This window comes from Methylocaldum sp. MU1018 (assembly GCF_053646775.1).
On record NZ_CM132195.1, the window covers coordinates 3,020,027 to 3,044,007 of the forward strand.

27 protein-coding genes and 1 pseudogene are annotated in these 23,981 nt (G+C 62.0%); 5 read left to right on the forward strand and 23 right to left on the reverse strand.

Translation table 11 applies throughout. From position 1 onward, the window contains the following. Positions 1–244: 244 nt before the first annotated feature. The 4 genes from ACWJKU_RS13860 to ACWJKU_RS13875 form a co-directional block, all read right to left on the reverse strand. Complete coding sequence (locus tag ACWJKU_RS13860) at positions 245–2,038, reverse strand: VWA domain-containing protein (RefSeq protein WP_454143057.1); 1,794 nt, start codon at positions 2,036–2,038, stop codon at positions 245–247. Between the two features lie 197 nt (positions 2,039–2,235). Beyond that, complete coding sequence (locus ACWJKU_RS13865) at positions 2,236–3,258, reverse strand: DUF3150 domain-containing protein (protein ID WP_454143059.1); 1,023 nt, start codon at positions 3,256–3,258, stop codon at positions 2,236–2,238. A 79-nt stretch (positions 3,259–3,337) separates the two neighbouring features. Then, positions 3,338–4,075, reverse strand: coding sequence for a hypothetical protein (locus ACWJKU_RS13870; RefSeq protein ID WP_454143061.1), 738 nt, complete (start codon positions 4,073–4,075; stop codon positions 3,338–3,340). Continuing rightward, positions 4,075–5,019: an AAA family ATPase gene (locus tag ACWJKU_RS13875; protein WP_454143063.1), complete on the reverse strand. Its 945-nt coding sequence runs from the start codon at positions 5,017–5,019 to the stop codon at positions 4,075–4,077. Before ACWJKU_RS13875 ends, ACWJKU_RS13870 begins: the two co-directional genes overlap by 1 nt. A gap of 133 nt (positions 5,020–5,152) precedes the next feature. Between ACWJKU_RS13875 and ACWJKU_RS13880 the strand changes: the two genes are divergently transcribed. Beyond that, positions 5,153–5,362, forward strand: coding sequence for a hypothetical protein (locus ACWJKU_RS13880; protein ID WP_454143065.1), 210 nt, complete (start codon positions 5,153–5,155; stop codon positions 5,360–5,362). Here ACWJKU_RS13880 and ACWJKU_RS13885 read toward each other — a convergent pair. The 6 genes from ACWJKU_RS13885 to ACWJKU_RS13910 form a co-directional block, all read right to left on the reverse strand. Next, a complete protein-coding gene (locus ACWJKU_RS13885) occupies positions 5,333–5,620 on the reverse strand; it encodes a hypothetical protein (protein ID WP_454143067.1) in 288 nt (95 codons plus the stop codon). The genes ACWJKU_RS13880 and ACWJKU_RS13885 overlap by 30 nt on opposite strands. A 280-nt stretch (positions 5,621–5,900) precedes the next feature. Next, positions 5,901–6,899: a YqaJ viral recombinase family nuclease gene (locus ACWJKU_RS13890; protein WP_454143069.1), complete on the reverse strand. Its 999-nt coding sequence runs from the start codon at positions 6,897–6,899 to the stop codon at positions 5,901–5,903. Beyond that, a complete protein-coding gene (locus ACWJKU_RS13895; protein ID WP_454143071.1) occupies positions 6,896–7,261 on the reverse strand; it encodes a hypothetical protein in 366 nt (121 codons plus the stop codon). The genes ACWJKU_RS13890 and ACWJKU_RS13895 overlap by 4 nt, the downstream gene beginning before the upstream one ends. Before the next feature lie 76 nt (positions 7,262–7,337). Beyond that, entirely contained in the window at positions 7,338–8,231 is an 894-nt protein-coding gene (bet, locus tag ACWJKU_RS13900; protein WP_454143073.1) for a phage recombination protein Bet, read from the reverse strand. 121 nt (positions 8,232–8,352) lie between these two features. Then, complete coding sequence (gene ssb, locus ACWJKU_RS13905; RefSeq protein WP_454143075.1) at positions 8,353–8,850, reverse strand: single-stranded DNA-binding protein; 498 nt, start codon at positions 8,848–8,850, stop codon at positions 8,353–8,355. 128 nt (positions 8,851–8,978) lie between these two features. Further along, the gene (locus ACWJKU_RS13910; protein ID WP_454143077.1) at positions 8,979–9,107 is read right to left on the reverse strand and encodes a hypothetical protein; all 129 of its coding nucleotides are present in this window, start codon (positions 9,105–9,107) and stop codon (positions 8,979–8,981) included. Between the two features lie 308 nt (positions 9,108–9,415). Here ACWJKU_RS13910 and ACWJKU_RS13915 point away from each other — a divergent pair, with 308 nt between their 5' ends. Next, a complete protein-coding gene (locus ACWJKU_RS13915; protein ID WP_454143079.1) occupies positions 9,416–10,087 on the forward strand; it encodes a hypothetical protein in 672 nt (223 codons plus the stop codon). Positions 10,088–10,113: 26 nt separating this feature from the next. Here ACWJKU_RS13915 and ACWJKU_RS13920 read toward each other — a convergent pair whose 3' ends face one another. Further along, complete coding sequence (locus ACWJKU_RS13920; protein ID WP_454143081.1) at positions 10,114–11,043, reverse strand: helix-turn-helix domain-containing protein; 930 nt, start codon at positions 11,041–11,043, stop codon at positions 10,114–10,116. A gap of 38 nt (positions 11,044–11,081) precedes the next feature. On the opposite strand from ACWJKU_RS13920, the gene ACWJKU_RS13925 reads away from it, so the two are divergent. Both ACWJKU_RS13925 and ACWJKU_RS13930 read left to right on the forward strand, forming a co-directional pair. Beyond that, positions 11,082–12,247 (forward strand): IS3 family transposase gene (locus ACWJKU_RS13925; RefSeq protein WP_454142624.1). Its coding sequence is split into 2 segments (ribosomal slippage): positions 11,082–11,337 and positions 11,337–12,247, totalling 1,167 coding nucleotides; the frame shifts between segments, so codons are not numbered across the junction. A 325-nt stretch (positions 12,248–12,572) separates the two neighbouring features. Further along, positions 12,573–13,229, forward strand: coding sequence for a pyridoxamine 5'-phosphate oxidase family protein (locus tag ACWJKU_RS13930; protein WP_454143083.1), 657 nt, complete (start codon positions 12,573–12,575; stop codon positions 13,227–13,229). Between the two features lie 66 nt (positions 13,230–13,295). Here ACWJKU_RS13930 and ACWJKU_RS13935 read toward each other — a convergent pair whose 3' ends face one another. The 8 genes from ACWJKU_RS13935 to ACWJKU_RS13970 all read right to left on the reverse strand — a co-directional run bounded on the left by ACWJKU_RS13935 (position 13,296) and on the right by ACWJKU_RS13970 (position 18,692). Then, on the reverse strand, positions 13,296–13,808 hold the full coding sequence (locus ACWJKU_RS13935) for a hypothetical protein (RefSeq protein WP_454143085.1): 513 nt from the start codon (positions 13,806–13,808) through the stop codon (positions 13,296–13,298). Between the two features lie 26 nt (positions 13,809–13,834). Further along, positions 13,835–14,227 carry a YybH family protein gene (locus tag ACWJKU_RS13940; protein WP_454143087.1) on the reverse strand — a complete coding sequence of 131 codons (393 nt, stop codon included), beginning with the start codon at positions 14,225–14,227 and terminating at the stop codon, positions 13,835–13,837. 384 nt (positions 14,228–14,611) lie between these two features. Then, positions 14,612–15,097, reverse strand: coding sequence for a VOC family protein (locus ACWJKU_RS13945; RefSeq protein WP_454143089.1), 486 nt, complete (start codon positions 15,095–15,097; stop codon positions 14,612–14,614). Positions 15,098–15,457: 360 nt separating this feature from the next. After that, the gene (locus tag ACWJKU_RS13950) at positions 15,458–16,051 is read right to left on the reverse strand and encodes a class I SAM-dependent methyltransferase (protein ID WP_454143090.1); all 594 of its coding nucleotides are present in this window, start codon (positions 16,049–16,051) and stop codon (positions 15,458–15,460) included. A 287-nt stretch (positions 16,052–16,338) separates the two neighbouring features. Then, complete coding sequence (locus ACWJKU_RS13955; RefSeq protein ID WP_454143092.1) at positions 16,339–16,668, reverse strand: hypothetical protein; 330 nt, start codon at positions 16,666–16,668, stop codon at positions 16,339–16,341. A gap of 131 nt (positions 16,669–16,799) precedes the next feature. Beyond that, positions 16,800–17,216, reverse strand: a complete 417-nt coding sequence (locus tag ACWJKU_RS13960) for a VOC family protein (protein ID WP_454143094.1) — start codon at positions 17,214–17,216, stop codon at positions 16,800–16,802. Positions 17,217–17,250: 34 nt separating this feature from the next. Then, positions 17,251–18,198, reverse strand: a complete 948-nt coding sequence (locus ACWJKU_RS13965) for a haloalkane dehalogenase (protein WP_454143096.1) — start codon at positions 18,196–18,198, stop codon at positions 17,251–17,253. 38 nt (positions 18,199–18,236) lie between these two features. Continuing rightward, on the reverse strand, positions 18,237–18,692 hold the full coding sequence (locus ACWJKU_RS13970; RefSeq protein WP_454143098.1) for a 2,4'-dihydroxyacetophenone dioxygenase family protein: 456 nt from the start codon (positions 18,690–18,692) through the stop codon (positions 18,237–18,239). A gap of 74 nt (positions 18,693–18,766) precedes the next feature. Between ACWJKU_RS13970 and pdxR the strand changes: the two genes are divergently transcribed. After that, entirely contained in the window at positions 18,767–20,221 is a 1,455-nt protein-coding gene (pdxR, locus tag ACWJKU_RS13975) for a MocR-like pyridoxine biosynthesis transcription factor PdxR (RefSeq protein ID WP_454143100.1), read from the forward strand. Between the two features lie 129 nt (positions 20,222–20,350). Here the strand turns inward: pdxR and ACWJKU_RS13980 are convergent. The 4 genes and pseudogenes from ACWJKU_RS13980 to ada form a co-directional block, all read right to left on the reverse strand. Next, positions 20,351–21,247 (reverse strand): annotated as a pseudogene (locus tag ACWJKU_RS13980) (EamA family transporter); the annotation flags it as partial. Between the two features lie 46 nt (positions 21,248–21,293). Next, complete coding sequence (locus ACWJKU_RS13985; protein WP_454143102.1) at positions 21,294–21,992, reverse strand: 2OG-Fe(II) oxygenase; 699 nt, start codon at positions 21,990–21,992, stop codon at positions 21,294–21,296. A 9-nt stretch (positions 21,993–22,001) separates the two neighbouring features. Then, positions 22,002–22,901, reverse strand: coding sequence for a DNA-3-methyladenine glycosylase family protein (locus ACWJKU_RS13990; protein ID WP_454143104.1), 900 nt, complete (start codon positions 22,899–22,901; stop codon positions 22,002–22,004). Beyond that, the gene (gene ada, locus ACWJKU_RS13995) at positions 22,898–23,941 is read right to left on the reverse strand and encodes a bifunctional DNA-binding transcriptional regulator/O6-methylguanine-DNA methyltransferase Ada (RefSeq protein ID WP_454143106.1); all 1,044 of its coding nucleotides are present in this window, start codon (positions 23,939–23,941) and stop codon (positions 22,898–22,900) included. The genes ACWJKU_RS13990 and ada overlap by 4 nt, the downstream gene beginning before the upstream one ends. Positions 23,942–23,981: the final 40 nt, after the last annotated feature.

Sequence of the window (23,981 nt, forward strand, 5' to 3'; positions counted from 1 at the left end):
CCTGTCGTTGAAGCGTGAGGAGAAACGCGCCCCGAGGGGAGTCGTAACTCCCCGTGCGGGATGGTAACGGGTCCTGCCGAAAGCGAGGCCTTCGGCAGGACGATCGGGTGGCTGCTTGTTTTCGATCCCCAGCTGGGATCATCGCGTACGGACCGCCAGGGTGCCGTACAGGAATTCGCCTTCTCCATGCCGACCTGAAGGAGATCGACAGGGAGAAGGCGCCGACACGAGGTCGGCGCAGCGTTTATGGGTTGATCAGCAGATCCTTCGCCAGTTCGAACAACCGGGTTCGCAGCTCACCAAGATCGTTGATCACGATGGACTTCGGATAAAGGTGACTGACGTCGATACCCAAACCGATCCCCACCGCTTCGATGCTGGAGCGCTGGCAGCGCGCCAGGATGTCCAGGGTCGACAAACGGTCGTCGGGCTGGCCGTCGCTCAGGACCATCACCACCCTGCGGGGTTCGCGACACCGGCACAATGACGCGGCGGCGTACCAGATCGCCTCGGCCATCGGCGTGCTGCCGCCCGGCGTCAAGGCGAAAGCCCCGACGTTCGGACGGAGCTTCTCGCCATGACGGAGCACGGTATACACCGACTGTTCATCTCCACCCGGAAAAGCGGTGATCGCCGGGTTCACTCCCGGTATGCCTTCCAGGGCCAGAGCCAACGCCATGGACGCATCCAGTGCCAGGGGCATCCGCGTTCCCATCGCACGGCCTGCCGTATCATGGGCCTGATAACCCATGCTGTCCGACCGGTCGATGAGCAGGTGAATCGCGGTGTTGGGATTCACCCTGTGCGCCTGGCGCAGAAAGACCCGGGTTTCGCCAGCGGGCAGCCTATGCAGGTGCCCGCTGTCGATCCGCTGACCGCAGCGTTTGCGGACGGGCCGATTACGACGATGCGACTGCACCACACCCTGGAGGGCCGCCCGAATCTTCCCGGACTCCACCAGAACCTTGCGGTGCAGCGCCAGCCCCATCGCCTCGTTGCGCCTGGGGTCATCGCCACTGGGCAGGCAGACAGGAGCCACCTGGGCGTCGTCGATCCTCAGCGCCTCCTTTACCGCCTCGAAGACATCCTGTTCCAGGTCGTCTTCTTCGGTGCTGAGGATTTGCTGAAGCAATGTCTCCAAAGCCGCGGTGTCGATCCCGGTGCGCTGAACTCCGCCGTCGTCGGCAGGGATGGGTTGCTCGGAACCGGCAACGTCCAACGTCGCGCTTGCCTGATCCGGATTTTGGCCAGCCTGGCCATCCTCCGGATTGGCGTCTGCCGTTTCGTCGTGTCCAGACTCCGGCCGGCAATTCTCTTCGCCAGCACTGCTATCGGACTCATCCGGATCGGCACCATCGTCCCGGTCCGAATCGGACCCGCTTGCCGGGCGTGTCGACTCGGCTTCCTTTTCCTTCCTGACTTCGTCCTCGATCATCTCGAGTATCTGGTCCGCCAGGGATAGGCAGTCGCGCTCGCAGGTCAGGCCTTCCGGCACTTCCGACAGCAAACCCTTCAGGCGGATCACGGCACCCTTGGGAAATCGGGCCCTCAGGGCTTGCTCGCTTTCGGTCACCAGCGGAGTCAGGGCGGCCTGCCCCAGCACCCTGGCACGCAGGCTCTTGAGCACGTAGCCGTGAAGTATGTCGCCGGGATGATCTTGCTCGGTGTGAGCCTTGAACCTGCCCTGGTCGACCATTTTCTTAATGACTGTCCGAATGGTCAGCCGGGTGCCTGGAAACTCCCTGGCGCCTTCGTACTCGATGCGAACATCTTCGATGGCGCCACAGAGTCGCCGGCGGATGACCGAGCGCCCGTAGTCGATCGTGAAGTCGGAATGGCGGATGTGGAATGCCTCGTGGGCCAGCAGCCCCCAGGCGTAATCCTTGTAATCCGGATCATCGCCGTCATAGCCGGGCAACTGGATGGCATCTCCCGTGGTGTAGGCCTGATCGCCACCGACTCGGACCTTGATGCCGAATCGCTGACCGATGGCGGCGGCGACGATGGGAAATGCCCTGTTCAGGGTTCTGTCTTTCATGGTTTGGCTCCTTGAGAGCAGGGCAAACCACACCCCAAGGGGCAGGTTTGCCCCGGTGGGGTTCAAGACTCGAATGACGATAACGCCACGATAGACCGGTTCAGAACCAGAACTCGGCCGGGGATGCCGGTACGAGTGCGGGGTCGCTCGCGGGAATGAATGTTTCGGCCATCTCAGGCGTAGATTCGGCGGGAACCTCATCGGCGTCCATTTCTTCCTCGATTCCGTCGAACAGACTGAATCGGTCGATGGTCGAGGATTCCGCTGGACTGTCCGGTGTGGACAGGATGTCCAGCTCGGCTTGGCGTTCCTCGTCCGGCACGGACATTGGGGGAAAGCCCACTGTCCGTTACCGACGGCGACACCGCCTCCTGGGTCAGCCCCTCCCCGTGCCGCTTGATCCTTTCCGGATCGGACAGAAGCAAGGCGAAGGCAAAGACTTCCTGGAGATAGGCGCCATCGAGAGCGCCGACTTTCGGCACCCGGGACAGCAAGTCATCGATGGTTTGCACCACCGGGCTCACCCGATGATCCAGAAACGCCAGCCCGTCCAGCTTGTCGCGGATCCGCTTGAAGGGACTCAAGGCTTTCCGCGTCACGCTCTGCCGTCCCAACAGGGAATGTTCCACCAGGTCGTTGGCATCCTGGGCGACTTCCCGGAACAGGTTGTCGCTCAAGCTTTCGACCTTACGGCTCAGGCTTTCGGCTATCTCCGGCGAATTTTCGCCTTCGTCCGGTTCAGGCTGCGAAACTCGAAACACCACATAGTCGAACCGCAAACCGGCCGCCACCACGTCGACGGGGTCCACCGCGCGGCGGATCGCTTGCGCGAAGGCCGGATGCTTGGCAACCCAGTCGGAAATGGCCTCGTCGTAACGGGACAGGAACTCACCCCGCGCGATTTCGAAACTCGAGGCGATCCGATCCAGTTCGCACCGAATCGACCCGATGGCGCCTTCCGGCACGGCGAATCCGCCCAGGAAGCGGGTGCCGACCTTCAGGCAAATCCGCTCGGCTTCCTTCTTGAGGCGGTTGAACACCGCCAGCTCGCCGGGGTCGGCGATCTTCTTCGAGCCCAGCGACGCCAGATCCTCCGGCGGCAGCACGCTGCCGTCGGCCAGAATCAGATCTTCCTTGCGGAGTTTCTTGCGGCCGCCCCAGATGGTGGCATCCAGTTTGACCACCAGCAGGCGGTCCAAAACAATCATGGTTTCTTGCATGGTACGTCTCCAATGTCGTGAAGGGACGCACCACGCCCCAAGGGCGAACGATGCGCCCCATGGGAGTCAGGAAACGGCTTCAAAAGTAGAAATCGTCGCCGGCCAGGGTGGTCAAATTTATCCTAGGCTGCAGGAGTTCCAGGGCTTCCGCCATGGGACGCACCGCATCCAGGTCGGTACCGAACCAGGGCAACAGCTCGTGTTCGGCCTTGAGATCGCCGATCTCGCGGCCATCTTCGCCGGCGATGCCGATTTGCACATCGTCCAGCGCCGATTGCCGCAAGGCCATCAGGAACAGCAGCGGAATGACACCGTGCCCATGGCGAATCTGACCGGAAAGCTCCACAAGGGCATCGCTCTCGGTCAGGTCGATCAACTGTCGCCAGCCGTTCCATCGGGATGACGCCTCGATGTCGCCGGCCGCCTTGATCAGTCCGATCAACGCTTGAACCCGGTTGCCGAGCCGATCTCGAACCGCACGTTTTCCGGGGTTTATGAGCTCGATGCTCCAGTACACCGCCTTGATCTGAGGCCGAAACGGCGGAGTGGCCGGCGTGATGCCCTGGACGGGTGTCAGCAGGTTCCCGGCGTTATCGATCTCGACTCGGCCGATGAGTTCATACCCCTTGCGCCGTTTGGCCTGCTTCAGGTGGTGAACCTCGTCCGGGTGCCGCAGGGGTTTGGTCTTGTCCTGGGGCAAGCGGGATCCGGTCCGGCCCCACCGCGTGGTGAAGCTGCCGTCGCCGTTGAGTCGGATCGCCCAATCCTTGGAGGAGCCGTCGGCATGGGTGTATCGATACAGCTCGAAATCCGCCATCAGACACCTCCCCAGTCCTCGCCGAACACGTCCGAGGCGATGCGGTGGATCGCTTCGCGCTCGGCGGGCTCGGCCCGGAGGGTCAGCGCCCTGTCCAGGGCATAGGCCAACGCATTAGGCGCCCCCTTGAAGGTCGCCGCCAGGCTGGCCCAACGGATCAGCCCGCGGGTGGACAGGGTGACGGACAACTCGCCCGCACCATCCTGTCCGCCCAAAAAGACCTTGCGGATCTGGTTGGCGACCTTGACCATCTTTTCCATGACCGGCTGGGGCATGGTGGGCACCACGTCGACCAGCAGCTGTATTTCCTCGGCCGCGTCCGGATAGCCCACTTCCATCAGCCGGAACCGATCCAGGAAGGCCAGGTTCTGCCGGAGGATGCCCTGATAGAGTCCCGATTGATCGCCGGAACCGGCGCTGTTGCCGGTGGCCGCCAGGCGGAACTTGGGATGGGGCTTCACCGCTTCGCCGGTTTGCGGCAGCGTCAGCGGCTTGCCCTCGACGATGTCGTTGAGGCCGATCAGTTCGGACGGCTCCATGGCATCGATCTCGTTCACCAGGAAGATGTGTCCGTGGCGGACCGCCAGGGACAAAGGTCCGTCGACCCAACGCATCTCGCCACCGCCCAGCAGCATGTATTGCCCCAGGAGGTCATGCAGTTCCAGCCGGCCGTGGCCGGTGACGGTTTGCACCGGCCAGTGCAGCCGGGCTGCGACCTGCTCGATCAGCGAGGTCTTGCCGGAACCGGTGGGACCGGTGATGAACAGACCATCGCCCTTAGGTGCGGATAGAAAGGCCAACACGTCCCGCAAGTGATCCTTGCGGAAGATGTAGTCCCTGCGCACCGGCACACAGGGATGGGACGCATCGGCAAAGCCTTCGACGACCATGGCGGCCGGCGCCGGCACGCCGAAGGTGGTGGATACGGGAAATACTGGGTACATGGGAACCTCCTTTGCAGGGTGACACCCGCGACGAGGTTCACGTCCCCCCCAAGGGAAAGGCTGAACCTCCCCGCCGGGGTTGCGTATTGAGGATGCTGCGTTACGATAAGTTTTCGGTAACGGACATCCCGTCATGATCAAACTGGGCGACAAGCTGCGACTCAGCGCACGCGAACTCGGCGCCTTTCGCAAGATGACCGGCGTCTACCAGACACCGGCCACCGTCGACGAGCACAACGGCGCCCTGGAGCGCGCAGCACGGAAATGGAAGGTCGAAGACGACAGTCCCGCCTCCCAACTGCTCCAGGCCGTATTACTCGCCGAACGCATCCCGAAGGAGTAGTTCGGCCAACAGCGGCGCCTTGCGGCGACCGATAGCCTTCAGCCCCAGAAGCTGGCGCAGCGTCTCCGCCTGTCCCCGGTCCATGAGCGCAAGCAGGAGCATGCGCGCCATGTCGTCGTGCAGTTCCCGAAAGAGGTCGGGATGGGCTAGCAAGGCACCGGCCACCGTGGCGGGTTTTTCCGTTGCCAGGTCCAGCAGGGTGTTCTCGGCTGCCAGTTGGGCCGCTTTCACGGCCAATCGATCGTGGTTTCTGCTCATATCTGCCTCCTGATTCAAGATCGGGGAGACAGATCTCCCATAGGGGGAATGTCTCCCCTATGGGTGAAAGCCTTGCGGCGGGTTGAACCGGGTTTGACGCACCCGGCACGGCGAAGAAATACCTTCGCCGCCGCCCTCGGACGGAACGCCTGCACTGGGCAGGATTTCAGCGTTTCCCATCGGAAAGCGCTAAAAATCGGAAACCGGATTTTTCCGCTGAGGCCTGCCACGGACAAGCGTCAAGGGAAAAGCCCCGGTAAAAACCGGGGCGGTTGAAACCTCAGAACCAGTAATCGAGACCGGCCACCCGTCTCAGGGCTTCCGGCTCGAACGGCACTTCGGTTCTGCTGTCTTCGTCGTCGCGCAGGGTCAGCCGAACCTGCTCGGCGCCCTTCCGTCGGAACGGTTCCAGATCGCTCTCCTGGATATCCGGCCGCCATTCCAGAAATGCAGCCCTGTAGTCGATGGCCCCGCGCCTGAGATAACGGCTGATGCGTACACCCGACGATTCGGCGAGGGTGAACTCCCCCATCATCGCCAGGAAGCGCTGCTCCATCTCGGCCATCTTCTTCTCGATGGCCTTGAGTTCCGCCACATAGGGTGCTCGTTTCTCATCGAGTTGCCGATAGTCGGCGGCCAGATGGAGCCAGGCTTCCAGTTCCGGGCCTTTGGGCACATACAGGTCCCGTTCCGGATCCAAGGGCGGTTCCTTGCCGGTCTGGATGCACTCCCAGAAGACCCGGGCCCGCTCGACGATCCGGACGATGCAGTCGTCATCGCGGGGAACATCGAGATCGAGCACCTCCTCGCCGAAGATCAGCGACAGAAAGGCCTTGTCGGACTCGGCTACATAGATCTGGGTCTGCACTTGCGCGTAATAGCGCCGGTATAGTTCCGACTCGGTGCCGTTGGCCTGCGCCTCGCGAAACTTCGCTTCCGTCGGCGCCTTCAGTTCGACCGGATGGCCGTCGTCGGTGAGTCCGTCGAACGAGGCCCGGAGTATGGGTTCGTCGGTCGATTGCGCGCAGATCGGCAACAGCAGGACACCGTGCCGATCCTCGAAGCGCCGGCGGGCGATCGGTTCCTCCCGAAGGCCGCGCTGGACATGGGGATTGCCCGAAAGGTCTTCCGGCAATACCAGGCCGCGCTTCTCCGCCCACAGCCGCCAAGGCGTCTTGTAGGGCGAGCCCATCAGGACCGGTGCCTCGGACGCAGTGACGCCGGCGTTGCGCCAGGCATGCCATTCCGGCGTGCGTTGCTTCAGGTCCACGATCTTCATGCCGTCCTCCCATCGAGGACAGTTGCGTCGAGAGTACCAGCGCGATCTCGTCTTTGCACGCTCAGTTGCACCTCGATCGACAAGGCCTCCCCCGTCTCTTGCAACAGGCGGGCGCAGGCGGCGGCCTGATCAGCGTCCTCGAAGAACAGCAGCGTCGCATCTTCGGATTCGAAGCTGCGAGCGCCGAAGTGCTGAGCGATGCGCTCCAGACCCGATCCGGGTCGTTCGCCTTCTAGTTGCCGCCAGATCCGTTCCAGGAATTGCCGCCCGTGCTTGCGCACCGCAGCCGGTGTTTCGTAGCGTTCCCAGTCGGTGTGCAGCGGCAACCGGTTGGCCGATTTGGTGATGTTTGAATCGTTCATGGCATCCTCCAGAAGAGGCGCCATGCATCCCGCAGGGGCGATGCATGGCGCCCCGGGTAGGGTTCAGAGAATCGGATCAGGCTTCGGCCGGTTCCGGATTGAGCGTCTTCTTGGCCTCCGCCAGTGCTTGGTGGCCGGATGCCGCTCCATCAGAGTTGACCGGCACAGCGGCCAGTTTGGCCTGTCGCGCCTGGTTGATCTCCGCGGTGACGTAGCTCAGATCGAAGCCGCTGAAATGCTCGGCGGCATAATCGAGCGCCGCCTGCCAGGCGCTGGCTTTTTCCGCCCGGGCGATGAGCTTCGGCGCCATGCGCTTGGCATCCGGACTGGCCTCGCCGCCCGTGTAAGGCGTCAGGTCGGTTCCGCCAGTCACGGGTTCGGCCTGACCCTCGAGGATACGTTCGGCCTCGTCCTGATCGAATATGCCCACGAAGCCGAACACCAGGCGGGAGGCCTGGATCATGGTCTTGTGGCGCAGGAAACGCTTGGTGTGGGTTTGCCAGGGCCCGTTGACGGTGTAGTTGCGACCGTCCTTGTTGCCGGAGAAGGGCTCGCGGTACACCTCGTCGAGATACTCCCGGATGGCGATGGGATGGCTGCGGTCCTTGCGGTACATCACGCACTCCATCCATTCCGGACAGGGCTTGGCGCCGGGCAGTTCCACGAGGTTGTCCGACGCGCTGAACTCCATGCCGTCGAAGTTGGCGTGCTGGTTGATGATCCGCGCCCAGCCGTCGACCCCGACCACCGGCACGATGCCGTTCTGTTTGTCGGGATAGGCGTAGATTTCCTTGGTGAACGGGTTCAGGCCGTATTGGTCGGCCACGATCAGCAAGGCCATCATCTGCTCGTCGGTGACCGGCGTGGAGCCGGGCTTTTGCCGGAACGCGGTGGCCTTGAGGATCTCGATGACCTTGGTCTGGTCGACGGAAAAGCGTTCGGCGAATTTCTGGATCAGCTTGTTGTTCATGGGGGTCTCCTGTGAGGGGACACCCTGATCCCGCCGGGGAGGGTATCCCCCGGTTTGGGTTGATGAATTAATCGTCACGATAACCGGCCGCTCGGCCAGTCAACTCAACGCACTATAAATGTCAGACGGCGAATCGCGGACGACCCAGTCGGTCGCGTTTCACGGCGACGACGGAAATGAAGGGAATGTCGTCGTCCTCGAAGTCGAAGCCTTCGTCCGTCGGCGCAGCCAAGGAAGCACCGCCGCCGGTCTGGCCGGAATTCGTGGCTTGGGCAGATGCCCTCGCCTCGGAACGGCCATCGAGCATTTTCATCTCGTGGCCGACGATTTCCGTGGTGTATTGATCCTGACCGGACTGGTTCTTCCATTTCCGGGTCCGGATACGTCCCTCGATGAAAACCAGCGAGCCTTTCTTCAGGTATTCCCCGGCCACTTCGCCGGGGCGTCCGAACAGGACGACCCGATGCCACTCGGTGGCCTGCTTCACTTCGCCCGTGCTCTTGTCCTTGTGGGACTCGGAGGTGGCGAGCGCCAGATTGGCGATGCATTTACCTTCCGGCGTGTAGCGTACCTCGGGATCGCGGCCCAATCGGCCGATGAGTTGTGCCTTGTTCAACATGGATGGTCTCCCCCGCCGCACTCGGGAAATCGGAAAGATAGAGCCGGCGCGTGCGGATCGCCGGCATTCGGGATGCCCACATCCCCTTTCAAGAGGGATACAGACATCTCCTGGTCAGGGTTTGAGCGCTAGCGGGTTGCAGCGTCCACGACCAGATCCAGGCGCTCAGCCCGGCTCGTGAGGTGGCCGACAGCTTGGCTGCCCAGAACGACAGCGGCCGTCACCGTGACGCTGAGAACAAAGAGGATGGCTTTCATGGCGATCTCCTGAAGGGATGAGCGCCATGAACCCCGGTCCGGGCATGACGCCCGGATGGGGTTGATGAAGGATGGCTGTTCTTGTTGAGCGCCCAGCTTGCGCTCCCTGAGACTCTACAAGGAAAGCCGCAGGGTTCTGATCTTCCAAAAAACGGGAAGGATCAAAATCGAGGGATGTTGTACTACGTGAGTGTGCGGGGCCGTGTCGGAATAGATGCGTCTTTCACCGCAGCTTTTATCCAGCCGAGGTCTGGAGGGCTAGGCTAGGATCGCGAACTGGCATTCATCAGCGACCCGAGGACAACCCCATGGCAGAAGCCAAGAACCGCGCCTACAGCCGGCCGGTATTCGACCAGCGCATCACCATCCAGAGCGAACAGGCGCAGCGGGTGTTCGAACGGGAGTTTCCCCGGGTGGTGAGTTCCCTTTATGCGATCGACGTGATCCTTCGCATCATCGGCGACGACCGGGAGATCGACGAAGTGGAAGGCATGGTCGGCGCGATGATCGGCGAATGCGCCAAGGATATTCAGAACGAGAGGGGGCGTATCGAGAAACTCCGTGAGGACAACGGCATCACGTCCTCTCCCCGCTACACCAACCCGGAGCAGGTCGAAGTCCGCATCGTCTCGCCCCAGGTCGCCCAGTTCGTGGCCTTACTGCAAAAAATGGACGAACTGATGATCGCCCTGGACGCCCTATGGCTGTGCGGCGTGTTGAGCAACAAGCAACGCTCAGATGGCGTTTATCAGTGGCAACAAAGGCTGCTGCGACTCGGCCGGCGCATCGTGGCGATCGAACGCCGGGCAAGGGCATCGGCCGGAAGGCGGGGTAAGGAGGCCGAGGTTCGGGAGGCCACCGGCGATAGCAGCGACGGCATGGAATCCAACATGCTGGCCCCGGAGGTCGGCGATGCAGGTGATGGGTCGGATGTTGCCGAGCCGCCAGCGGTCATGCCCACAGAAACACTGGCTGAGTGAAGTTACCTTCCCAACCGCCGCTCGCATCAGTCTGATGGAATAATTCGCCCTTGGGCCTGCCGCCGATACTCCCTTGGCGAGCAGCCGAAGCGCTGCCGGAATGCACGGCTGAAGTGTGACAAGTCGTTGAACCCCCAGCGGAATGCGATCTCCGACAGGCGATGGCCGGCGTGTGCGGGGTCCTCCAAGTCTTGGCGGCATTTTTCCAGCCGGCGCTGCCAGACGTGGCGCATCAGGGAGTTTCCCTCGTCCTCGAACAGAGCATTGACGTAGCGGGACGATAGACCGACGGCTTTTGCGACCAATATGGTATTCAGGTCCGGGTCGGCCAGGTGCCGCTCGACGAAATCCTTGACCCGATGCAGCGAGAGCGACCGGCTACGGAAGCGGTGGATCTCCAGCGGACGTACCGATACCGCGGCCAGGGCCAGCCATTCCAGCGATGGTTGGGCGAGCGGCAGGAACTCGCGCGGATTCAGACCGCCGGCTTGGCCGGCCGCGCAGCGGAGGAACTGGGATGCCACAAGGCCTATCCCCTCATGGTCCGGAATCCGCAGCGCCGTACAGTGTTCCATGCCGGCAATCCGATCCCGCAGCATCGTCCGCGGAACGGAAACGATCAGCTTGGAAATGCTTCCCGGGCAGTGGATGCGGTGAGGGCGCGTGGCGTCGTAAAAGGCGATGTCACCGGGCTTGAGGAAAACCTCCCGTCCCTGCTGTTCCAGCGCGTATCGGCCGGAGAGCAGGACCACCGCGAAGTAGGCATCCTGGCTGACCTGGTACGGCTCACCGGCGAGCCGTTCGATGGCGATGGCGCTCGACCGGATGACTGACAGCCGCAGGTCCTCCCAGGGATGGATCGCCATCTCGTTGAACAGGCAGCCGTCGGCGGGCGGACTAATTTCGACCTTGATGTACTCCCGGCCGATGTGACGTGGTCCAATGCCAGCAGACACCTGAGTTAAGGAGTTAAGCTCTACAACTGAGGTGAGAGATGATGACAAGAAAACGCTATACGAAGGAATTCAAGCTGGACGCGGTGAGGCTGGTGACCGAACACGGGTACACCCAGGCCGAAGCCGGTCGCAACCTGGGGATCAACCCGAAGATGCTGGGGCGATGGATTCAAGAATACCGGGTGGATGAGCAGGAAGCGTTTCGGGGGAATGGCAAACGGACGGCAGAGCAGGAAGAGCTGCGGCGACTGCGGGACGAGAACCGTAGGCTGAAGCAGGAGCGCGATATTCTGGTAAAGGCGGCGGCCTTCTTCGCGAAGGAAGTGGGCTGAGATATCAGTTCATTGATCAGGCGAAGAAGGCTTATTCCGTGAAACGATTGTGCCGTGTGCTGGGGGTGAGCCGGGCGGGCTACTACGCCTTCGTCCGGCGACCGCAGCGCGGTCCAGATCCGATGCGCCAGGCGAAACTGGACGCAGTGCGCCAATTGGCGGCCGACTCGGACCACGTTTATGGCTCGCGGCGCATGGCACGGGAGCTGGGACGACTAGGCTACCGGGTCGGCCGCTATCAGGCACGTGGACTGATGCGCGAGGCTGGGGTGTGGGTGCGCTATCGCCGCCGGTATCGGGTGACGACAAACAGCGCACACAGCCAGCCCGTGTTTCCGAATCGGCTGCAGCGGGGTTTCCGAGTAGCAGCGCCGGACCGGGTATGGGCCTCGGACATCAGCTATGTCTGGACGGCCGAAGGCTGGTTGTATCTGGCCGTCGTGATTGACCTATACGCCCGCAAGGTCGTGGGTTGGTCTCTGGGAAAGCGCCTCACCAGCGCCTTGGCATGTGACGCGCTCCGGATGGCGCTGTGGCGCCGGCAACCGCCCCGGGGTCAACTGCTGCATCATTCTGATCAAGGCGTGCAGTATGCCAGCCGGGCGTTTCGGGGCCTGCTGCAGGCGTATGGGATGACAGGCAGCATGAGTCGCAAGGGCGATTGTTGGGATAACGCTGTGGTCGAGAGCTTCTTTGGCTCGCTCAAATCCGAACGGGTCCATTGGCGGAGTTACCAGACTCGAGAAGAAGCGCGCCGGGATATCGTCGAGTACATCACGATGTTCTACAACTGTCGCCGTCTGCATTCGTTCCTGGGTTATCGCAGCCCGGACGAATTTGAGAAGAACGGCCATTTGGCCAATGCCGCTTAACTGGGGTGTCCGCTATCACTTGACCAGGTCAATGACCTCGCGCAGCCACGCCAGCCGTTCCCGCTTCGGCACCTCGGTGGTCGAAAGAGTGATTGCCGTCGACGTCGGTAGCTCCATGGCTCCTGGCGCCTCATCGTGGTAGAGACCGGATGCCGATGGTAGAAGCGCGGCGGGTGGATGTAAACGACGACACCGCCGTTTCAGTCAAGTTTTCGTTCCGCCTCGGGACAGCGGAAAGAAACGGAGTCGAGCATACTGTCGGGCATCGTCCATTGCGGAAATCGCGCTGTCTGGCGCTCCCTTTTAACTTGCCCCAGGAGTTTCCATGAGCGACCTTTACGGCAGCCAGCATCTTGCCTTGCAACAGTCCTTCGATACCGCCCGCATGGCGGACCGGGTCAAGAACATCATCGTCCAGCAGGAAATCGCCGAAGAGCACCGGGGCTTCATCGAAAGCCGCGACCTGTTCTTCCTCACCACCATCGACCATCGCGGCTACCCCACCTGCTCCTACAAGGGTGGCCCGCCGGGCTTTGTGCGGGTGCTGGACAGCAAGACCATCGCCTTCCCCAGCTACGACGGCAACGGCATGTTCCTGTCCATGGGCAACATCACCGAAAACGGCAAGGTCGGCATGCTGTTCATCGACTTTGAAACCCCGCACCGCATACGCGTGCATGGCGAAGCCCGCATCGACCGCAGCGACCCGCTGCTCGAAGAGTTCCACGAGGCCGAACTGGTGGTGCGGGTGACGGTTGCCGAGATTTTCATCAATTGCCCGCGCTATATACATCCCTACCAGCGGGTGGCGACTTCAAAGTACGCACCGCAACCCGGATGTGAGACACCGGGGCCACAATGGAAGCGTATTGATGCCTTGCAGGATGTCCTACCGGCACGTGACCAGGGCATTGCCGAAAAACTGGGCGGCACGATTACGCCGGAAGAATACGGCGCCATGGTGATGAGCGGCGAAGGCTGAGGCGGCATCAAATCGCCTTGCCCGAGCGGAATTACTACGTGACGCTGAAGCAGCGGACGCAGGCTCTCAATGGCGGCGCTTTGCAAACATCTCCTGTTCAAGCCGCCATGTCTTTCCGCCATCCGTTGAGGTGACCGCGCGCCAGTGGAATGAATCCGGCTCCATTTCGCTGAATATCCAGCGGCTAAGACTTTCATCCTCTTGGGTCCGCTCCAGGACCATCTCTTCGCCGACCTGCCGCGCAATGAAGGGCCAAACGATGCCGTTCACAGGGCCATGCCAGGTTGACCTCCAAGCACCCATCCCAGGATCGTAGAATCTTAACGTGACACCATACTCCCCAGGAGCCCGCCCTTCCGATGGTCGTTGCGAGCGTGGCGGGACTATCCAGACATCCTCGATAGCTCGGCCTTCAAGCGCCCAGCCAAAGTGCCACTCTCCTGGTGTTCGGCGCCGTACCTTCCCCGATTCGCCGTAGTAGATCACATCGATGTCCCAACTGCCGACCAGGCGGCCGAACTGCATGAGTTTCTCTCGATGCTCGGCATTCGGGCCATTCGCATGAAGCGCTTCGGTCATCGGACTTGCGGTCGAAAGATTGCGCATCACGTTGCCATGGCCAATAGGTTTGCATCGCGAACCACCAGCCACGAACCATTGGTCTGCTTATGGAGAATGGATACGGCACTGCCTGACCGAATCACCGGACGACCGCCAGCCTTTGGTATGACCCGAACGTTGAGCACGGTCCAGCAATAGGCCAGATGCCCCGAGACTTCTATTTCCTGGATTTCACTCGTGGATTCGATGCGGTGCGAGGCCAACAATCCGCGCAGCCCTTCTGCGAAAGAGCTGCGACCTTTCATGGGAGGATGACCCGCGACAAGAAAAACAACATCCTCGTCCATAAGGCGCAGGACTGCTTCCACATCACCGGCGGCGGAAGCACTGTGCCAATGGGCGACGAGATTTCGGATGGCTAATTCATCTGCGTTCATGATGCCTCCTCACATGAAAAACGACGCTTTCTGCGTGCTTGAGATGCATGATTTACAGAAAAAATCGATCTCGACTCTTCCCGCTCGACCGCCGCCTAGTACGCCGACCATGCTGCTCGCTCTGTCATCGGACTCGACCTCCGCAGGTTCCGAAGGCCTACAGCATCCGCGAATCAGCACCGCAACAAAAGGATGGGGTTTATGGACTACTTACAATGTCATGTGGCCGTTTTACGGCTTCGACGGAGCGTCGTCATATCCCTTCTCGTATGCCGCGAATATGGTCTCCTCTCGGTTGAACCGAAGGTCCAGGACCGAGCGGGTTTGGCTCCTCCCGTTATGTGCCCTTGTGCCTTCCGCGATGCACGCCTTAAAGATGCCACCTCAACCTCGGTGCGCCGCCTCGATTGCAGCGATGTCGATCTTTTTCATCTGCATCATCGCGTTGAACGCACGCTTGGCAGCAGCGCGATCGGGATCGGTGACCGCTTCCGTCAGGGCGATCGGCGTAATCTGCCAGGACAATCCCCATCTATCCTTGCACCAGCCGCACGCGCTCTCTTCACCGCCGTTGCCGACGATGGCGTTCCAATAACGATCCGTTTCGGCCTGGTCGGCGGTCGTGATCTGAAACGAGAACGCCCAATTGTGCTTGACCGACGGTCCGCCGTTGAGCCCGAGGCAGGGAATGCCCATCACGGTGAACTCGACCGTCAACACATCTCCTTCCTTCCCGGAGGGAAAGTCTCCCGGTGCGCGGTGCACCTCGCCGACGAATGAATCGGGAAAGGTCTTGGCGTAAAACCGCGCCGCTTCCTCGGCGTCGCCATCGTACCAAAGGCAAATCGTGTTCTTTGCTGGCTTACCCATGCGTCACTCCTCAATCGTGATGAAATGTTAATGTTGCGGGACATCGCTTCGTCCTATGCAACGGACGGCTCGTAGTCATCGGGGTGGTGAATAGCAACCAAATACTGCGTCAAGACATCTCCTTTAATAACCTTCGGGTGCAGCGAAGGGTTAGCCCGCTGCAAGAGGGAACCACGGGTGTTGTTACTGAGCCTAATGAAAGCAATGTCACGACGCAAAGCCCTCTCCTAGCCCAATGTTGCCCGACTCTCCTGTCGGGCCCCTGCGGGCGCGGTATCCGCGACCCAATCCGGGTAAGATCGGTCCCGATGAGAGGCGGGCGGCCAGGCACGTGCGCAGGCGAATGTTTCCGTCGCGGAATTATTTGATGCCTAAAACACAGCCAATGGGATGTCCGGGATTGGGTCCGTTTTGGAATCGCGCCTGCCGGAAACCTGCTTCGCTCAGCATGGCCGTCAGCTTGTCGCCCGTATAAAGCGAATAGGGAGCGTGTTGCTTGACTCGCACCGTGATAGCCAGCAGCCCTTGCGCCCTGAGTACGCGATGCATCTCGCGTAAGGCGCGCATCGGTTCCGGCCAAAAGTAGATACAGTTGACCGCGAAGATTTTGTCGAACGATGCATTTTCATACGGTAAGGCGGCGACGTCCCCTTGGCGCAGTTCCACGCGGCCCATGCGTACGTACGAGGCGTTGCGACGCTTTGCCTGTTCAACCATGGTCGCCGACAGGTCAACACCCGCAATGAAGCCATGGGAGACGTGCTGGGCGGCGCACTCGATGGCCTGGCCCGGACCGAAGCCGATTTCCAATACTTGATCGGCGGGCTGCACGTCGAGCAAGGAAATCGTCCAGTCGTTATCCTGCCGGTTGTACCAATTCATGATATGACCGACGAGCTTGCCGATGAATCCAGACGGGCACCCTGCCTGTCCCTTGGGTACGTCTACAGTCATCTTTCCGATCTCCTGTGTTATGACGCAAATTTTTCGCTTGTCCCCGCAACAGCCGATTACAGGCAGCCGACGCAGCTCAGTCGTGGGTCGGGTCAGGTGCCGCGCCTGGTTTGGCGGCGCGCCTTTGAATCTGTTGCGGATACTCGCAACGATGAATCTCGACTTAGGGTAGGCTGCATTGCCTGCCGCCTCATCATCGTCCTCCAGCAAACTCTCACTCCGCCCATTAAGGCATAAATCGTTTCCAATGGCCTTCGGAAAATAACCTCGACCATGCCATCGATCACTTAGATGGCGGCCTGATCGTCCATGGCGTACGCCGGCACACGTATGCCGGCGGCCCATTTTTCCGCATGAGCCATGGAATTCTCTGGCAGCATCTCGTGATCGAGGTGTGGCAACATCGAACAATCCACCAGTCCTAACGTTACCTGCGGCGGAAGCACTGTGCCAGCGAGCGGCGAGATTTCGGATGGCCCATCACGGTGACTTCTCACAGGAAAAAGCGATGCCTTCTGTGTGCTTGAAATGCATGATTTGCAGTGAAGATCGATCATGACCTCTTCCTGCTCGATCTCCGCTAAGGGCGCGGACCAATACGCTTCCAGTTCTGTCATCGCCGCCACTCTCCATCTCACCCGAAGAGCTACAGCATCTGGGATTCAACGAATCCGCGAACGGAAAGGGCTGCCGTACGCTTGCCGGCATATCACTGCGGATCTCGCCTACGAAGCTGGCAGGGCCAGACTTATTTCCTTACGAGAATCATCCACAGCACGCCGAAACGATCGATGACCATCCCGAAGAGGGGTGAAAAGAAGGTCTTGCCCAACGGCATCTGCACCCGCCCGCCATCGACCAAGGCGTCGAACGTCTGCTCGGCCTTGGCCTCGTCGGGGACGGAAAGCGCTAGGCCAAAACCCTGGAAGCTCGGCTGTCCTTGGCATCGGCCGTCGGAAGCCAGTACGGTGGTCTCACCGATGCGGAACTCGCAGTGCATGATCTTGTCCTCGGAATCGCACACCGGTGCGCGGTCTTCCCTGGAGGGATCGGGATTCTCCTTGTAACGTTTCAGCATGGTTACTTCGGCATCCAGCGCCTTGTGGTAGAAAGCCAGCGCTTCTTCGCAGCGGCCGTCGAAAAATAGATAGGATTTGACTTGCATGTTTTTCTCCTGGTTTGGATCGGGAAAATGGGTTTCAGGCGCTGTGCCCCGGGTCGGTCGCTGCGCCGGCCCTCCTGCCGCCGCCGATGTTTGCCGGGCCCGGTGCAGCCCGGATAGCCATGACGAACTGTGCCAGCGCCGCGCCGATCTCTTGGGGCGAATCCTCCTGCAGATAATGGATCCCCGGTACGGTGATCTCGGTCTGGTTCGGCCAGTACCGGCAGAATTCACGTGCACGCGGTCCCAGCAGAGCGCCCGGCTCGGCGTTGATGAACAGCTTGGGAATGTCACTCGCAGCGAGCCAGGCGCCGTAGGTCTCGACCACCTCAGTGACATCCGCAGGCTCGCCGTCGATGGGCAGCTCGCGCGCCCAGGCCAGCGTCGGCAGCCGGGAGGCTGGTGTTGGGAAAGGCGACCGGTAGCCCGCCATTTCTTCCTCGGACAAACTCCGCAGGACACTTTTCGGTAGCACGGTCTCGATGAAGAAGTTTTCCTCCGCCACCATGCGAGCGCCTTCGTCCGATCGCAGAACGCGGAAAAGATGCTCCCGCGGCGGGGGGGAATCGTCCCATAGCCTGGGCTGCACCAGGGCTTCCATATAGGCGATGCCCTGCACCCGTTCCGGGTGACGGCGGGCCCAGTGGAAGCCCAGGGCGGAACCCCAGTCGTGGACCACCAGGATCACCCGGCTGCCGATGCCTGCGGTCTCGAACCAGGCATCCAGGTACTTCGCATGGTCAACGAATCGGTAGCCTGACCCCGGCGTGGACTGCCCCATGCCCACCAGGTCCGGGGCCAGGCAGCGGCCGAGGTTCTGCACGTGGGGAATGATGTTGCGCCAGAGGTAGGACCAGGTCGGGTTGCCATGCAGGAAGACGATAGGATCGCCTTCGCCAACATCGACGTAGCTGATCTCGCAGTCCCGGACCGACACGCGCTTTCTGGGGTGATGATCGGCAGCGGAAATTTGGGATGGGAACATGATCGGCACACCTGTTCTGGAAATTGCGAGACCCGCGATCAGCGATTCAGATCGAGCGGGGCGAGACCCTGCTTGGCGCAGGCGCAGCGGTATTCTTCGGTGTTGGTGGTGGCCGTTTCCCGGCGCAGGACGGAGCCGTCCTCAGCCAGATATTCCACCGCCCCGCGCACGAAGAACAGGCTCACCAGAAGTTCATCGCCTTGAGCGCGCCAGGTGTCGACATGGCCGGCCGGCTCGTATTGGTAATCGCCGGGACCCAGCAGTCGTCCTTCCGGTTCGATGCGCCGGCTTCCGCTGAGGAGATAGCCGTGAACTTCGCCCTGGTGCCGATGCAGTGGGATGCGGACCCCCGGCTTCAGTCGCAGCAGCGTGACCCATTCCCCGCGTTCGGGAAACAGGGCCAGCAGCTTCTTGGAAATGCCAGGGCTCGTTGGAATCCACGGCAATTGCGGGTTGTCTGCCACTGCAGGGATGAATGGTTCGATGGCCGACATGGGATGCTCCTTTTCTGGTGAGGTGACGGTGCTGGCACAATAAAGCCGCGACTGATTCCCTAAAAGGACCATAAATGAAAAAAAACATGGAGCCACCTTTCCAACTGCCCATCACCCTGCCGCCCAAGGGTTCCCAGGAACTGCTGCGCTCCGTGCATGGTCAGCTGCGGGCGGCGATCCTCGACGGCCGCATCCAGCCCGACACACGGCTGCCTTCGACCCGGGACTTTGCCGCAGCGGTCGGTGTTTCGCGCAATACCGCGTTGGCCATCTACGACCTGTTACTGAGCGAAGGCTATCTGGTGGTTCGACCGGGCTCGGGAACCTATGTGGCGCCCATCACCCCACGCTCATCTCAGCGTCCGCCGGCCGGGCCGGACAGCCGCCTGAACGAAGCCTGGCGACAGGCTCGGCCCACGCTGCCTGCGGTCGACGGGGCTTTCGACTTCGACTTCAGGCCCGGGCTCCCCGACAAATCGGCGTTCCCCTTGCCGGTATGGCGGCGCCTGTCCGCCAGAGGGCTGAGGGACTGGTCGAAGATGCCGTCGGTCTACGACCACCCGCAGGGCCGGCTCGCACTGCGGACGGCGATCGCCAAGCACGTCTCCTTCGCCCGTGCGGTTTCCTGTTCGCCGGAACAGATCGTGGTCACCGCAGGCGCTCAGCAGGCTTTCGATCTGCTGGCCCGCATCCTGGTCACACCCGGCCGAACGACGGTCGCGGTCGAAGACCCCGGTTATCCGCCGCTGAGGGATGCCTTCAACGCCGCCGGCGCCGGAGTAGCCGCTGTCCCGGTGGATGCGGAAGGATTGAGGGTTGATTGCCTGCCGTCCGACGCCCGGGTGGTCTGCGTCACACCTTCCCACCAGTTTCCCTTGGGGCTCACCCTGTCGGCGCAGCGTCGCGTTGCCCTGCTCGAATGGGCGCAGGAAAGGGGGGCTGTGGTGGTGGAAGACGACTATGACGGCGAGTTTCGCCTGAGTGGCCGGCCCCTTGATGCCCTGCAGACGCTCGATACAAGTGGCTCGGTTTGCTACGTCGGGACCTTCTCCAAGAGCCTGTTCCCGGAACTGCGCCTGGGGTTTGTGGTGGCACCGCCTTGGGCGCGGGACGCGCTCGTCGCCGCCAAGGGGTGCGCCGACTGGCATTGCCCGACGCCATCCCAAGACACCCTGGCGGCTTTCATCGACGAAGGCCACTTGGCCCGCCATGTGCGCAAGATGAGCAAGATCTACGCACAGCGTCGTGCGGTCCTGCTCCGGGCCCTGTCGCGACACGGCGGTGATCGGCTGCAGCCGTTGGGGGACGCGGTGGGCCTGCACCTGACAGTGGAGCTGCGGCAGGACAATCCGGCCAGCGCATTGGTGGCGTCAGCGGCGGCCGATGGCATTTGTCTCCATGCGCTCGAACGATACGCGCTCGGGAAGCCCCCGCCCAACGGCTTGGTCCTGGGTTACGGTATGATCCCCTCGGAGCGGATCGATGCCGCCGTCGAGCGACTGATGTGGATCATGAGCCGCCTCGAATGAGCCCTTGGCCATCTCATCCCTGGCTCTCGTCGGATTCCGTTTCATAGCCAGTTGGGCTCTGGTTTCCCGGCGCATCGCCACCGGCGCCGGTTTTCGGGCCCGGGCCTTGGGCGCGCGGTTGATGAAGACCACCGCTCCGATGATGATCGCCGCCGCGCACAGGATGCGCGGTGTCAGTAGTTCCTGCGCGAACCAGTTGCCCAGGAACACCGCAACCAGCGGGTTGACGTAGGCATAGGTCGCCACCAGCGGGATCGGCGCATTCTGCAACAGCCAGATGTAGGCGACGAAGCCGACCATGGAGCCGAAGGCGGTGAGATACGCCAAGGCCAGCCACGAGTGGTTGGAAACCTGGGTGAAGCTGAATCCCGTCCATTCGTCGCTGAGACCGCTGGCGATCATCAAGGAAAAACCGCCGGTGAGCATTTCCGCGCCCGTGGTCATCAAGGCCGACTTCGGCAGATCGGCCGTCTTGCTGTACACGGAACCGATGGCCCAGAGCGGACCTGCGAGAAGAAGGGCAGCCACGCCCAGCGCATTCCACTGCAGCCCAAAGGAAAAGTCCGATGGGCCAACCAGCAGGTAGATGCCGCAGAAACCGACGGCCAATCCGATGATCACTCGGCCCGTGGGCCTGGCGCCTTTCGGCCGGAACGCATCGGCCAGAACCAGGAACATCGGCACCGCACCGATCATCAGCGCTGCCACGCCTGAAGGGACGGTCTGCTCGGCCCAGCAGACCAAGCCGTTGCCGCCGAGCAGCAGCAGGGTGCCGACGATGGCGGCCGACCGCCACTGCCGGAGCCTCGGCAAGGCATCGCCGGCCGCGTATCGCCAGAGTAGCAAAATCCCGCCGGAGACCAGAAAGCGCAGGCCCGCCGACAGGAATGGCGGCAGGGTCTCCACTGCAAATCGGATGACCAGATAGGTCGATCCCCAGACCCCATAAACCGCCAGCAGCGCGATCCAAATCTTCGTCCTCAATTCGTTCTCTCCTGTGTTGAAGGTCGGGGTAGTCTGAACCAAATCCCGTGACGCGAAACCCCGGATATTGCTTTTGAATTTACGGGTCTCAGCCAGCGTCGTGAAAAATGATTCCGAGGGTGTACCGGGCCCCGGAACGGATGCGGCTGACGCCGTGACGGAGATTGACGCGGTGGTGTCCGCGCGTCCCAGCCACCGGACGGTGGTGAACGGCGAAGACCACGGCATCACCTTGCCGCAAGGGCACGACCTCCACCCGCGACTGCATCCGGGGACGCTGTTCGGTCATCACGAACTCGCCGCCGGTAAAGTCTGATCCCGGCTCGGACAGCAGCACGGCCACCTGCAAGGGAAAGACCTCCTCACCGTAGAGGTCCTGATGAAGGCAGTTGTAATCGCCTGCCCCGTACCGCAACAGCAAGGGCGTGGGCCGTCCTTGTCCGGCAGCCTGGCAACGCAGCAGAAATTCCGGAAGCGTTGCCGGATAGCGAACGGCCAAACTCATGGCTTCATTCCACTGGTTGGCGATCGGTGCAAGATGGGAGTAAAGCTCGGTTCGGAGGCTTTCGACACAATCCGGCAGGGGATAGCGGAAATACCGGTACTCGCCTCGTCCAAATCCGTGCCGCGACATGACGATACGGCTGCGGAAGCGGTGCTCATCGGAATAAAGCTCCGCGAGGTCACGGCATTCGTCGGCTGGCAACAACCGTTCAAGCACCGCGTTGCCCTGGTCGTTCAGTTCGCGGGCCACGTGTTCCCGATCGTAGGATTCGACCCGTTTCATCGGAACGTGTCAGTTTTCCGCCGAGTATGTCCACAGATGGGCGGCCACCAGGGCGCGCCAGGGAGCGAACGGGGTCAACCAGCGCCTGGCCTGGTCTTCGGTGATTTTGTCCGGCATGGCCAGCAGCCCCTGCAGTCCGCGCCGGACTCCGGCATCGCCGTGGAGCGAGCCGTCCAGCCAGCCGTAGCCGCGCAACAAGGCGTAATCGATGGTCCAGGGACCGATACCGCGAATGGTGGAAAGCCGCTCGCGGATTTCATCGACCGGCGGAGCGCCGGTCAGCCAGGCGTTCAGGGGAAGTTCGCCGTTAGACACCAAGCGGCTGAGGAGACTCAGGGTTTGGGCTTTGGCTTTCGAGTAGCCGGCACGGCCCAGCTCTTCTTCGCTCAAGGCGGCGATCGCATTCGCATCCGGATAGGAGAAGAGACCGTTGACGTGCCGCAAACCCGCCGCCTCAATCAAATTCCGCCGCATGGCCACCGCCGCGGCCACGCTGATCTGCTGGCCGGTAATGGCCCAGGTCAGCGCTTCGAAAGGCGTGGCGGTGAGCGGTACGCGTAAGCCTCGCTGCCGTGCGATCAGCTTGCCCAGTTGCGGATGGGCGCGGTGGGCCTCCTCGAAGGCGGCTATGGGCTGGGTCAGGCCCAGCATGCGCCTGGCCATGGCGAGCAAGGCACCGCCATCAAGCCCGGCCGGCTCACCGTCGATGCTCAAGGCGACCTCCGCGCGGTCTCTATCGAACCGGATACACAGACAGGCCGGACGACCGTCCCAGGCGATGCCTTTCCGCAGCACGCCATCCTGGACCCGTTCGGCCACCCCCAATCGGTCGCGCCGGTGAAATTTAAGAATGTCTTCGCGGCGGAAATCGGCCGGGAGGTTTAAGGTGACGGAAGACTCGAAGCTCACGGCTCGCGCTCCCGCCGCAACAGTTCGGCCTTGCGCGCGATGCCCCAGCGGTAACCGGACAGATCGCCGTCGGTCCTCACCACACGATGGCAGGGGATCGCCACGGCCAGGGTATTGGCGGCACAGGCACCGGCCACGGCGCGCACGGCCTTGGGGGCGCCGATGCGCCGGGCAATCTCGCTGTAACTCGCCTGGCTGCCAAACGGGATTTCCCTCAGCGCCTGCCAGACCCGCTGCTGGAAGGCGGTACCGCGGATGTCCAAAGGCAGATCCAGTCCCAGGGCCGGTGCTTCGACGAAGCCCACCACTTGCGCGACGAAGCGCTCAAAAGATTCGTCCCCGCCGACCAGTTGAGCCTTGGGAAAGCGGTCCTGCAGGTCGCGGACCAAGGTTTCCGGGTCGTCGCCCAAGGCGATGGTGCAAACCCCGCGGGGGCTCATGGCCACCAGGATGGAGCCCAACGAGCAGACACCCAGAGCAAAGCGAATCTCGGTGCCGGCACCTCCGGCCCGGTAGCGGGAAGGCGTCATGCCCAGAACACGCTGCGACTCTTCATAGAAACGGCCGCTGGAGTTGTAACCGGCATCGTAGATGGCCTCCGTCACGCTGCCGCTCCGTTCCAGCTCGCTCCGCAGGCGCCCGGCCCGGTGGGCGGCGGCATAAGCCTTGGGCGTCAGGCCGGTGACAGATTTGAAGATTCGATGGAAATGGTAAGAGCTCAGACCTACCCGCGAGGCCAGTTCGGCGAGGCTCGGAATCTCGTCCGCGGTTTCGAGTTGCCGGCAGATGGCGGTGACCACGGCAGCCTGCTGTTCCGCCAAGGGGGGCTCATCGGGCCTGCAACGGCGGCAAGGGCGGAAACCCGCGCGTTCGGCCTCGGCCCGACTATCATGAAAGCGAACGTTTTTCCGGTTGGGTCGGCGTGACGGACAGGACGGTCGGCAGTAGACGCCGGTGGTTTTCACCGAATAGACAAACCGGCCATCCGCTGCCGGGTCGCGGGCGAGCACGGCGGCCCAGCAGGCATTCGCGTCGGTCATATTCGGAGTGTCGGGCACTTTCATCGGTTTCAGGTCCAAT

Excerpts from the sequence above, each read along its gene's own strand:
- ACWJKU_RS13860 (WP_454143057.1), bottom strand. The coding sequence starts at position 2,038 with ATGAAAGACAGAACCCTGAACAGGGCATTTCCCATCGTCGCCGCCGCC.
- ACWJKU_RS13865 (WP_454143059.1), bottom strand. The coding sequence starts at position 3,258 with ATGCAAGAAACCATGATTGTTTTGGACCGCCTGCTGGTGGTCAAACTG.
- ACWJKU_RS13870 (WP_454143061.1), bottom strand. The coding sequence starts at position 4,075 with ATGGCGGATTTCGAGCTGTATCGATACACCCATGCCGACGGCTCCTCC.
- ACWJKU_RS13875 (WP_454143063.1), bottom strand. The coding sequence starts at position 5,019 with ATGTACCCAGTATTTCCCGTATCCACCACCTTCGGCGTGCCGGCGCCG.
- ACWJKU_RS13880 (WP_454143065.1), top strand. The coding sequence starts at position 5,153 with ATGATCAAACTGGGCGACAAGCTGCGACTCAGCGCACGCGAACTCGGC.
- ACWJKU_RS13885 (WP_454143067.1), bottom strand. The coding sequence starts at position 5,620 with ATGAGCAGAAACCACGATCGATTGGCCGTGAAAGCGGCCCAACTGGCA.
- ACWJKU_RS13890 (WP_454143069.1), bottom strand. The coding sequence starts at position 6,899 with ATGAAGATCGTGGACCTGAAGCAACGCACGCCGGAATGGCATGCCTGG.
- ACWJKU_RS13895 (WP_454143071.1), bottom strand. The coding sequence starts at position 7,261 with ATGAACGATTCAAACATCACCAAATCGGCCAACCGGTTGCCGCTGCAC.
- bet (WP_454143073.1), bottom strand. The coding sequence starts at position 8,231 with ATGAACAACAAGCTGATCCAGAAATTCGCCGAACGCTTTTCCGTCGAC.
- ssb (WP_454143075.1), bottom strand. The coding sequence starts at position 8,850 with ATGTTGAACAAGGCACAACTCATCGGCCGATTGGGCCGCGATCCCGAG.
- ACWJKU_RS13910 (WP_454143077.1), bottom strand. The coding sequence starts at position 9,107 with ATGAAAGCCATCCTCTTTGTTCTCAGCGTCACGGTGACGGCCGCTGTC.
- ACWJKU_RS13915 (WP_454143079.1), top strand. The coding sequence starts at position 9,416 with ATGGCAGAAGCCAAGAACCGCGCCTACAGCCGGCCGGTATTCGACCAG.
- ACWJKU_RS13930 (WP_454143083.1), top strand. The coding sequence starts at position 12,573 with ATGAGCGACCTTTACGGCAGCCAGCATCTTGCCTTGCAACAGTCCTTC.
- ACWJKU_RS13935 (WP_454143085.1), bottom strand. The coding sequence starts at position 13,808 with ATGACCGAAGCGCTTCATGCGAATGGCCCGAATGCCGAGCATCGAGAG.
- ACWJKU_RS13940 (WP_454143087.1), bottom strand. The coding sequence starts at position 14,227 with ATGAACGCAGATGAATTAGCCATCCGAAATCTCGTCGCCCATTGGCAC.
- ACWJKU_RS13945 (WP_454143089.1), bottom strand. The coding sequence starts at position 15,097 with ATGGGTAAGCCAGCAAAGAACACGATTTGCCTTTGGTACGATGGCGAC.
- ACWJKU_RS13950 (WP_454143090.1), bottom strand. The coding sequence starts at position 16,051 with ATGACTGTAGACGTACCCAAGGGACAGGCAGGGTGCCCGTCTGGATTC.
- ACWJKU_RS13955 (WP_454143092.1), bottom strand. The coding sequence starts at position 16,668 with ATGACAGAACTGGAAGCGTATTGGTCCGCGCCCTTAGCGGAGATCGAG.
- ACWJKU_RS13960 (WP_454143094.1), bottom strand. The coding sequence starts at position 17,216 with ATGCAAGTCAAATCCTATCTATTTTTCGACGGCCGCTGCGAAGAAGCG.
- ACWJKU_RS13965 (WP_454143096.1), bottom strand. The coding sequence starts at position 18,198 with ATGTTCCCATCCCAAATTTCCGCTGCCGATCATCACCCCAGAAAGCGC.
- ACWJKU_RS13970 (WP_454143098.1), bottom strand. The coding sequence starts at position 18,692 with ATGTCGGCCATCGAACCATTCATCCCTGCAGTGGCAGACAACCCGCAA.
- pdxR (WP_454143100.1), top strand. The coding sequence starts at position 18,767 with ATGAAAAAAAACATGGAGCCACCTTTCCAACTGCCCATCACCCTGCCG.
- ACWJKU_RS13985 (WP_454143102.1), bottom strand. The coding sequence starts at position 21,992 with ATGAAACGGGTCGAATCCTACGATCGGGAACACGTGGCCCGCGAACTG.
- ada (WP_454143106.1), bottom strand. The coding sequence starts at position 23,941 with ATGACCGACGCGAATGCCTGCTGGGCCGCCGTGCTCGCCCGCGACCCG.